The organism is uncultured Roseobacter sp. (assembly GCF_947499265.1).
In the GTDB taxonomy this organism is placed as follows: Bacteria; Pseudomonadota; Alphaproteobacteria; order Rhodobacterales; family Rhodobacteraceae; genus Roseobacter.
This window is the reverse complement of record NZ_CANMNK010000015.1, coordinates 37,983-46,153: the sequence shown is the minus strand read 5'-3', so window position 1 is coordinate 46,153 and position 8,171 is coordinate 37,983. Positions and strand designations below refer to the sequence as shown.

The 8,171-nt window shown below is 60.2% G+C and carries 10 protein-coding genes; 6 read left to right on the top strand and 4 right to left on the bottom strand.

The window, feature by feature from the left end; translation table 11 throughout:
* The first annotated feature begins 85 nt into the window (after nucleotides 1-85).
* The 6 genes from fghA to Q1A63_RS24815 all read left to right on the top strand — a co-directional run bounded on the left by fghA (nucleotide 86) and on the right by Q1A63_RS24815 (nucleotide 5,238).
* Nucleotides 86-910, top strand: coding sequence for an S-formylglutathione hydrolase (fghA, locus tag Q1A63_RS24840; RefSeq protein WP_298976725.1), 825 nt, complete (start codon nucleotides 86-88; stop codon nucleotides 908-910).
* Between the two features lie 38 nt (nucleotides 911-948).
* The gene (locus Q1A63_RS24835) at nucleotides 949-1,350 is read left to right on the top strand and encodes a cytochrome c family protein (RefSeq protein ID WP_298976724.1); all 402 of its coding nucleotides are present in this window, start codon (nucleotides 949-951) and stop codon (nucleotides 1,348-1,350) included.
* A 125-nt stretch (nucleotides 1,351-1,475) separates the two neighbouring features.
* Complete coding sequence (locus tag Q1A63_RS24830; protein WP_298976722.1) at nucleotides 1,476-3,278, top strand: methanol/ethanol family PQQ-dependent dehydrogenase; 1,803 nt, start codon at nucleotides 1,476-1,478, stop codon at nucleotides 3,276-3,278.
* 112 nt (nucleotides 3,279-3,390) lie between these two features.
* Nucleotides 3,391-3,858, top strand: a complete 468-nt coding sequence (locus tag Q1A63_RS24825) for a c-type cytochrome, methanol metabolism-related (RefSeq protein ID WP_298976720.1) — start codon at nucleotides 3,391-3,393, stop codon at nucleotides 3,856-3,858.
* A complete protein-coding gene (locus Q1A63_RS24820) occupies nucleotides 3,842-4,687 on the top strand; it encodes a substrate-binding domain-containing protein (RefSeq protein WP_298976718.1) in 846 nt (281 codons plus the stop codon). The genes Q1A63_RS24825 and Q1A63_RS24820 overlap by 17 nt, the downstream gene beginning before the upstream one ends.
* Nucleotides 4,684-5,238, top strand: coding sequence for a PQQ-dependent catabolism-associated CXXCW motif protein (locus Q1A63_RS24815; RefSeq protein WP_298976716.1), 555 nt, complete (start codon nucleotides 4,684-4,686; stop codon nucleotides 5,236-5,238). Before Q1A63_RS24820 ends, Q1A63_RS24815 begins: the two co-directional genes overlap by 4 nt.
* 9 nt (nucleotides 5,239-5,247) lie before the next feature.
* Here the strand turns inward: Q1A63_RS24815 and Q1A63_RS24810 are convergent, their stop codons facing one another.
* From Q1A63_RS24810 to Q1A63_RS24795, 4 genes are read right to left on the bottom strand one after another with little or no spacing between them, the layout of a single operon-like run.
* Complete coding sequence (locus Q1A63_RS24810) at nucleotides 5,248-6,051, bottom strand: quinoprotein dehydrogenase-associated SoxYZ-like carrier (protein ID WP_298976715.1); 804 nt, start codon at nucleotides 6,049-6,051, stop codon at nucleotides 5,248-5,250.
* Nucleotides 6,048-6,989, bottom strand: a complete 942-nt coding sequence (locus Q1A63_RS24805; protein ID WP_299632674.1) for a cytochrome D1 domain-containing protein — start codon at nucleotides 6,987-6,989, stop codon at nucleotides 6,048-6,050. The genes Q1A63_RS24810 and Q1A63_RS24805 overlap by 4 nt, the downstream gene beginning before the upstream one ends.
* Nucleotides 6,973-7,518, bottom strand: coding sequence for an SRPBCC family protein (locus Q1A63_RS24800; protein WP_298976712.1), 546 nt, complete (start codon nucleotides 7,516-7,518; stop codon nucleotides 6,973-6,975). The genes Q1A63_RS24805 and Q1A63_RS24800 overlap by 17 nt, the downstream gene beginning before the upstream one ends.
* Entirely contained in the window at nucleotides 7,518-8,000 is a 483-nt protein-coding gene (locus Q1A63_RS24795; RefSeq protein WP_298976710.1) for a DUF3280 domain-containing protein, read from the bottom strand. The genes Q1A63_RS24800 and Q1A63_RS24795 overlap by 1 nt, the downstream gene beginning before the upstream one ends.
* Nucleotides 8,001-8,171: the final 171 nt, after the last annotated feature.

Here is an 8,171-nt window from a genome sequence, read left to right as displayed (position 1 = left end):
GCTGACACTGGACGAGATCAACCACGGGTTCGAGCTGATGCATGAGGGCAAGTCGATCAGGGCTGTGGTGGAGTTTTGAGCTGATATGGAGCTGGTCTCGGAAAACAGAAGTTTCGGCGGGAGCCAGAAGGTTTTCAAACACCCCTCCAATACCTGCGGGTGCGAGATGACATTTGCGGCCTACCTGCCCCCCCAGGCCGAGGTCGGTCCGGTGCCGGTGTTGTGGTATCTGAGTGGTCTGACCTGCACCCATGAAAACGCGATGACCAAGGGCGGGTTTCAGGAACACGCGGCCGAACACGGGCTGGCGGTGATCTTTCCCGACACCTCGCCGCGCGGCACCGGCGTGAGTGATGATGAGGCCTATGATCTGGGGCAGGGGGCGGGGTTCTATGTGAATGCCACGCGGAACCCGTGGAAAACCCACTATCGCATGTACGACTATATCGTCAGCGAATTGCGGTCGATTGTCATGGACAATCTGCCGGTGCAGGACCGTCACGGCATCACCGGCCATTCGATGGGCGGGCACGGGGCGATCACCATCGCCATCCGTAACGCCGGGCTCTTTGACTCGCTGTCGGCCTTTGCGCCGATTGCCAACCCCACCAAATCCGACTGGGGCCGCAAACAGCTGAGCGCCTATCTGGGCGATGATGAAAGCAGCTGGGCGGAACACGATGCGACGCTGCTGCTGCAGGAACATGGCTGGAAAGGCGATCTGCTGGTCGATCAGGGCTCGGGGGATCAATTCCTCGATCTGCTGAAGCCCGAGGCGCTGGCGGATATGATGGCACGCCGTCGGCAGCCCGGGCAGGTGCGGATGCAGGAGGGATATGACCACTCATATTTCTTCGTGAACAGCTTTGCGCGGGATCACGTCAGATGGCACGCCGCCCGATTGCATTGATGGCACACGACCCAGGTTCAACCCAAGGAAGGTAGAAAATGTTGAAGAAGTTTTTGGTAGCAACCCCATTGATGATGCTTCCCGCGGCGCTGTTCGCGGATGGTCATGTCACCGGAGATGCTGCGGCGGGCGAAAAGGTGTTCCGCAAGTGCAAGGCCTGCCATGCGGTGGGCGAAGGCGCTGAAAACAAGGTGGGTCCGGCGCTGAACGGTGTGGTCGACCGCGCCGTGGCCTCGGTTGAAGGGTTTTCCTATTCGGACGTTCTGGTGGGCCTGCGCGACGCGGGCACGACCTGGACGCCGGAGGAACTGGCGGCCTTTCTCGAAAAGCCACGGAACTACGCCAAGGGCACCAAGATGTCCTTTGCCGGTCTGCGCAAGGAGGACGACCGGGCAAACGTAATCGCATATCTTGCGACCTTCGCTGCTGAAGGCTCGTAAGACCAAGAATTTCCTGCTCAGCCGAGGGAGAGACCGGCCGCGCAGGGAAAACCTGATGCCAAGCCCGACCCGGGCCTGCGTGTCATTCTCGCGGCAATTCCGCCGCATACCAGGGAGGTACTTTGATGAAAAAGCTCAAGCTTTTCACGTCTGGGATCGCTCTTTGCGCCGCCAGTATGGCCTTTGCAAACGACGATCTCATAGCCCAGATGGACAACGCCAGCCAATGGGCGATCCAGACCGGCGACTACAAGAACCAGCGCTATTCCGCGCTTGACCAGATCAATGCGGAAAACGTCGGTGATCTGCAGGTTGCCTGGACGTTCTCGACCGGCGTTCTGCGCGGCCATGAAGGCTCGCCACTGGTGATCGGCGACACGATGTACGTGCACACGCCGTTCCCGAACATCGTCTACGCGCTCGATCTGGCCAATGAAGGCAAGATCATCTGGAAGTATGAGCCCAAGCAGGATCCGGACGTCATTCCGGTGATGTGCTGTGACACCGTCAACCGCGGTGTGGCTTATGCGGATGGCAAGATCTTCCTGCATCAGGCCGATACCAAGGTTGTCGCGTTGAACGCGGAAACCGGCGCGGTCGAATGGGAAGCGCAAAACGGCGATCCGGCCATCGGAGAGACCAACACGGCCACCGTGCTGCCGGTCAAGGACAAGATCATTGTCGGCATCTCGGGCGGTGAGTTTGGTGTGCGCGGTCACACGACGGCCTATGACATGGCCACCGGCGAGCAAGTCTGGCGCGCCTATTCCATGGGCCCTGACAGCGACATCCTCGTTGATCCCGAAAACACCACGCATCTGGGCAAACCAGTGGGGACGGACTCAGGCACCAATACCTGGGAAGGCGACCAGTGGATGATCGGGGGCGGCACCACCTGGGGCTGGTATTCGGCCGATATGGACGAAAACCTGTTCTACTATGGCACCGGTAACCCATCGACCTGGAACCCGGCACAGCGCCCGGGCGACAACCGTTGGTCCATGACGCTGATGGCGCGTGACATCGACACCGGTGTGGCCAAATGGTTCTACCAGATGACCCCGCATGACGAGTGGGATTATGACGGTGTGAACGAAAACATCCTGACCGAGCAGATGATCGACGGGGAAGAGCGCAAGCTGCTGACCCACTTTGATCGGAACGGTCTGGGGTACACACTGGACCGCGTGACCGGCGAACTGCTGGTTGCTGAAAAGTTCGATCCGGTTGTGAACTGGACCACGGGTGTGGACATGGACCCAGCCTCTGACACCTACGGGCGTCCGGCGGTTGTGGCGCAATACTCCACAGCGCAAAACGGTGAAGACGTCAACTCCACCGGCATCTGCCCGGCGGCTCTGGGTACGAAAGACCAGCAGCCAGCGGCCTATTCACCCAAAACGGAAATGTTCTATGTGCCGACAAACCACGTCTGCATGGACTATGAACCCTTCCGGGTGAGCTACACCGCAGGTCAGCCTTACGTGGGTGCGACCCTGTCGATGTATCCGGCGCCTGACAGCCATGGTGGCATGGGCAACTTCATCGCCTGGGATAACATCAATGGCGAAATCAAATGGTCCATCCCCGAGAAGTTCTCGGTCTGGTCCGGTGCTCTGGCCACGGCGGGCGATGTGGTGTTCTACGGCACGCTCGAAGGTCACCTGAAAGCGGTGAGCGCGGAAACCGGGGAGGAGCTCTATCGCTTCAAAACACCCTCGGGCATCATCGGTAACGTGATGACCTACGAATCCGCGGGCAAGCAATATGTCGGCATCCTGTCGGGTGTTGGCGGCTGGGCCGGGATCGGTCTTGCGGCTGGTCTGACAAATCCAAACGACGGCCTCGGGGCTGTTGGCGGATATGCAGCGCTCAGCGACTATACCGCGCTGGGGGGTCAGCTGACCGTCTTCGCTCTGCCGAACTGATCACGCTTTCGGTGATCTGAAAAAAGCTGGCGCGGCCCCGCGGGTCGCGCCAGCATCTGGACACAAGGGAGTGAACATGAGAACAGCAGCACGTCTTTTCGCAATTGGCCTGATGGCAGGATTTCCAATCGCAGCATCAGCCGACAATCTTGCGGTGTCCTACACAGAAGATGGGCGCTATTTTACAGATGACGATATTCCGACATTCAATGTGGCTGAAGATGGCACCGTAGACTGGCTGACGTTCAATGGTTTCCGGCGCTACCATGCCGAATGCCATGTGTGTCATGGTCCCGAGGGCGAAGGATCGACCTATGCGCCCGCGCTCAAGGCATCCGCCATCGACATGGATTACTATGAATTCGTCGATGTCGTCGTGAACGGCCGCAAACGTGTGGGTGCATCCGAGAATTCGGTCATGCCCGGCTTTGGCGACAACCGCAATGTCATGTGCTATCTCGACGATATCTATGTCTACCTCAAGGCACGGGGTGCCGAGGTGGTTCCCCGCGGACGCCCGGCCAAGAAAGAGGCCAAATCCGACGTAATCCGAGAGGATGAAGATGCCTGCATGGGCTGAGAATTTACGACACCTGGCTGTAACCCTCTTCCTGGGTTTCTCCCTCGCGGGATCTGCAGGTGCACAGACATCTGACCTGGTATCCAACAATGCCTTGCGTGTCTGTGCGGATCCCGCGAACTATCCAATGTCCGCCAAGGACGAGACCGGTTTTGAAAACAAGCTCGCGGAGCTTGTGGGCGCCAAACTGGAACTGCCGGTGCAATATACCTGGTATCCGATGGCCACTGGGTTCATCCGCAACACGCTGCGCGCCAAGCAATGCGATGTGGTGATGGGCTATGCGCAGGGCCATGAGCTGGTGTTGAACACCAATCACTATTTCACCTCCGTCTATACCCTGATCGTGCCGAAAGATAGCGATCTGGCGGCGGTGCAGTCGCTTGCGGACCCGGCGCTGGAAGGACAGCGGATTGGCATTATCGCGGGCACACCACCTGCGGCCCATCTGGCGCGCCACGGTCTGATTGGCAAATCCAAAGGGTATAATCTGGTGGTGGACCGCCGACATGAAAGCCCCGCAATCGACATGCTGAACGATCTGGGGTCGGGTGAGATCGACGCGGCGGTGCTCTGGGGGCCATTGGGGGGGCCGCTGGTGAAAACCGAATATGCCGATTTCAAGGTGATCCCCCTGATCAAGGAGGAATTGCCGCCGCGTCTGTTTTACCGCATCACCATGGGGGTGCGCATTGGCGAGAAGGTCTGGCAACGCAAGCTGAATTCGCTGATCCGGCGCAATCAGGATGAGATCAACGCCTTGCTGGCTGACGCGGGGGTGCCGCTGGTCACCGATCTTGGCACCGAGGTGATGGAGATTTCCAATTGATCCGAGGCCTGCTCGCGGCGGCGCTCATCGTGCTGCCGCTGGCGAGCTGGGGGCAAACGGTTCCTGAACCTGCCGATTATCGCATGGATCACTACCGAAACCCGGTGCCCGCGACGCTGGCCGGGGCGACAGTGGTTGGGCCTGAGGGCGCGCATGCGCTGTGGACTGAGGGCAAGGCGGGTTTCATCGACGTGCTGCCCCAACCGCCGAAACCCGCCAACCTGCCCGAGGGCACAATCTGGCGCGACAAGCCGCGCAACTCCATCCCCGGTGCGATCTGGCTGCCGAATGTGGGCTATGGCGCCATCGCGGACGTGACCGCTGAGTACTTTCGCGTGGGCCTTGAGAAGGTCACGCAGGGCGATGCGTCCCATCCGATTGTCATCTTCTGTCTGGAAGACTGCTGGATGAGTTGGAACGCCGCCAAACGCGCCCTCGAATGGGGCTATACGAATGTCTATTGGCTGCCCGAAGGCACCGATGGCTGGCAGCTGTGGGACTACCCGCTGGAACGCGTCACGCCCGAGGACGGCCAGCCCCAGACCAACTGACACCGCAGTTCAGAACCCGGCAAGGTCCTTGTGCACATGGCTGACTGCGCCACTGGTGTCTGTCATGGTGACATCGACCGAGCGTGTGCTCTGCGGCACGGCCAACCCGAGGCGGGGGTTTTCAGAGAGCGAAATCGACCCGGTCAGATCGACAAAGCCCGCGCCATCGAGATCAATCTCGACGTTCTCCACATAGCGCATCGGGATGAACAGCAGCGAGATCTGGTCCATTTGCATGCCCGAGTGCGAGGGGTGCGAGATGTCCACGTCCATGCGGCTGAGGCGGGAGGCGAGGCTGGTGAGCTTGCCCCCCTGCACGGTGCCCGCGACATCGATGTTCATCTGCCCAAGCGTCGCCAGCGCGATCTCCGGATCCGTGCCGGGAGGCGCGGCGCAGGCCCCCTGACCGGAGGTTTTCACGAAGGTCTCCGAGACAAACAGCCTGCCATCGGAGGTTTCGGCGACCACATGCATCGGCGTCGGGCCGTTCACCCGCATCGTGATGTCAAAATAGAACCCGGGCTGCGGCGTTTCGAGGTCAAACACGGCGGACACCGGCATCGGGTTTTCATCCAGCACCACGGTTACCTTAGCAATCTGCGCACCGGGCGGGGCCTTGATCTGGGCGGCCAGATCGGTGCGCGCGTCGTCGTAGGTGCGGTAGGGGGCGTCGATGGCGATGATGCCCTCGCCGCTCAGCATCGCGCGCTCGCCGTAGAGCTGTTCTTTGACCGAGTCCCAGGCCTCGTTGCTTGCCAGCGCCGGCAGGGCGGTGCAGCACAGGAAAGCTGCGGTTAATCCAAGGTGTTTCATTCGCTGTCTTCCAGAATAAACGCACCAAAGGCGCGCGGGCCGTCGCAGGTCTCTATCTCATCTACCATAGAAAGCGTCTCTGCGTTGAAAATTGTGACGGTATTATCGAACCAGTTGGCCACAAGGATGTGGCGGCCATCGCTGCTGGTGTAGATGCCTTCGGGGTATTCGCCGGTCTCGAGCTTGCCCATCGGTTCAAGTGTCTTGAGGTCGATGACGCTCACGGTGTCCTCATATTGGTTGGTGACAAAGGCGCGGCCCTGGGCGAAGGCAACGCCGTAAGGTCGTTCGCCCACCGGTACCGTTGCTGCGACCGCGCCGCTCTCCACATGGATCACCGTCACGTCATTGCTGCCGACATTGCCGACAAAGAGCCGACCATCGGGGCTAAAGCGCAGGCCAAAGGGACGGATGCCCACGTCAATCCGGGCGCGCAGGTCCAGCGTGGCCGCGTCGAAAATGGACACTTGATCGGCGTCACGATCTGCGGAGGCGACAAAACGACCGTCATCCGAAAGCGCAAGCCCGGCGGGGGCCGCGCCAACGGAAAGCTCTTTGAGCACGGACAGTTTCTGGTCGTCCAACATCCAGATCCGCGCGTTGTACCAATCGGACACAAACACCTGCCCGCGGGCCACATCATGAGCGATGCCGATGGGGCCACCGTCCAATTGGACGTGGGTCAGCACGCCGCCCGTTGCCGGGTCGTGTTTGCGCAGGGTCTTGCTGTCTGGGGCAACCGTGAACACCGCACCATGGGACGCGGCGACGCCCGCCGGTTTGCCGGGCACCGACCAACGCGCAATCTCCGCGCCTGCGTCAATGTCCAGCACACTGACACCATCGCCGTTCTGGCAGGTCACATAGGCCAGATCCCCCGCCGCAAGGGGTGTTGCGGCAAGGGTCAGCGCGAGGCTGAGATCAAGAACCGGGGGCACCAAATGTCGCCGTCAGCGCATCCAGCCCGGCCTGATACACGCCCGTGACAGCGGCAATGGCGGCGGCGTCATTCAGCTCTTCAGGTGGGTCGTTGTTCGGGTATCCGCGATAGAATGCGCCGCGCCACTCGATGATTGATCCGCCCGCGTCGCGGGGTTTCACCGTCAGATGCGAAGAGTAATTGGTGACCGGCAGCACTTCGACCGCCACCTCGGTGATCCGGTAGGAATAACTCATCTTCTCGTCGCTGAACTTATAGAGGATTTCGGAGATGGTCGGACCATCCGCAGCGCCCAGGGTCAGCACCCGTGTCGCGTCGATCTCATTACCGTTTTCACCGGTTGTCTCATGCACCGCCGGGTGCCAGGACATGTCCTGAAAGTTTCCAATGGCGGCCCAAACCTCTGCGGGATCGGCGGCCACCTCGGTCGTCAGTGTCACCTTTTGCCGGGTGGGACCATGCGCCATCACCACGCCCGGCAGAACCGTTGCAGCCAAGCAAACCCCTAAGAATGCACGTTTTTTCATTATTTCTCCTTCACGAAAAATCTGTTTTTCAGGATGTAGCGCATGCCGCGCTGCCAGCTTTCGTCGGTGTTGCCGCGGATGTCGACAACGCCGCCCTTGACCATCTCACCACTGTCGGCGGCCCGCAGTTGCAGGTTGATTGCAAGGATCAGGTCAGAGACTTTCTGCACCTCACCCACCAGCGAATAATCCGCGCCAAGCTGTGTGGCGATGCGCGTGTCACAGCCGTAGCATTTCGCGAGATTGACCACCCGGTCGATCTCTTTGCGGGCGGGCTCGATGTCGACCAGAACGTATCCTTCCTGCGTGAACCGATCAGTCACCATCGCCTCCAGCATCGCCAGCCGGTCAAGCTCTGCGGGGTCCTGACCAAGCGTGCTGGTCTGCAAGGAGGTGTCCAGCATGGTCATGCCGAAAAATGCCACACGCTCCTGCGCGTGAACAGCACTGGCTGCCAGCAAAGCAAACAAGATCAGTCGCATATGCCCGTTCTTAAAAAATAAGAATCGTGCTTTATCGTGCGGCTGCTAGGCTCATATTCACAACCCGGCCAAAAGTATCGGTTCACCTGATCGTATCGGCTGGGAACAAAAGGGAGGCCCGGCACACTACCCGGGTAAGGGAGGTTCACGTGCGTTTTTGGCACGCGTCGC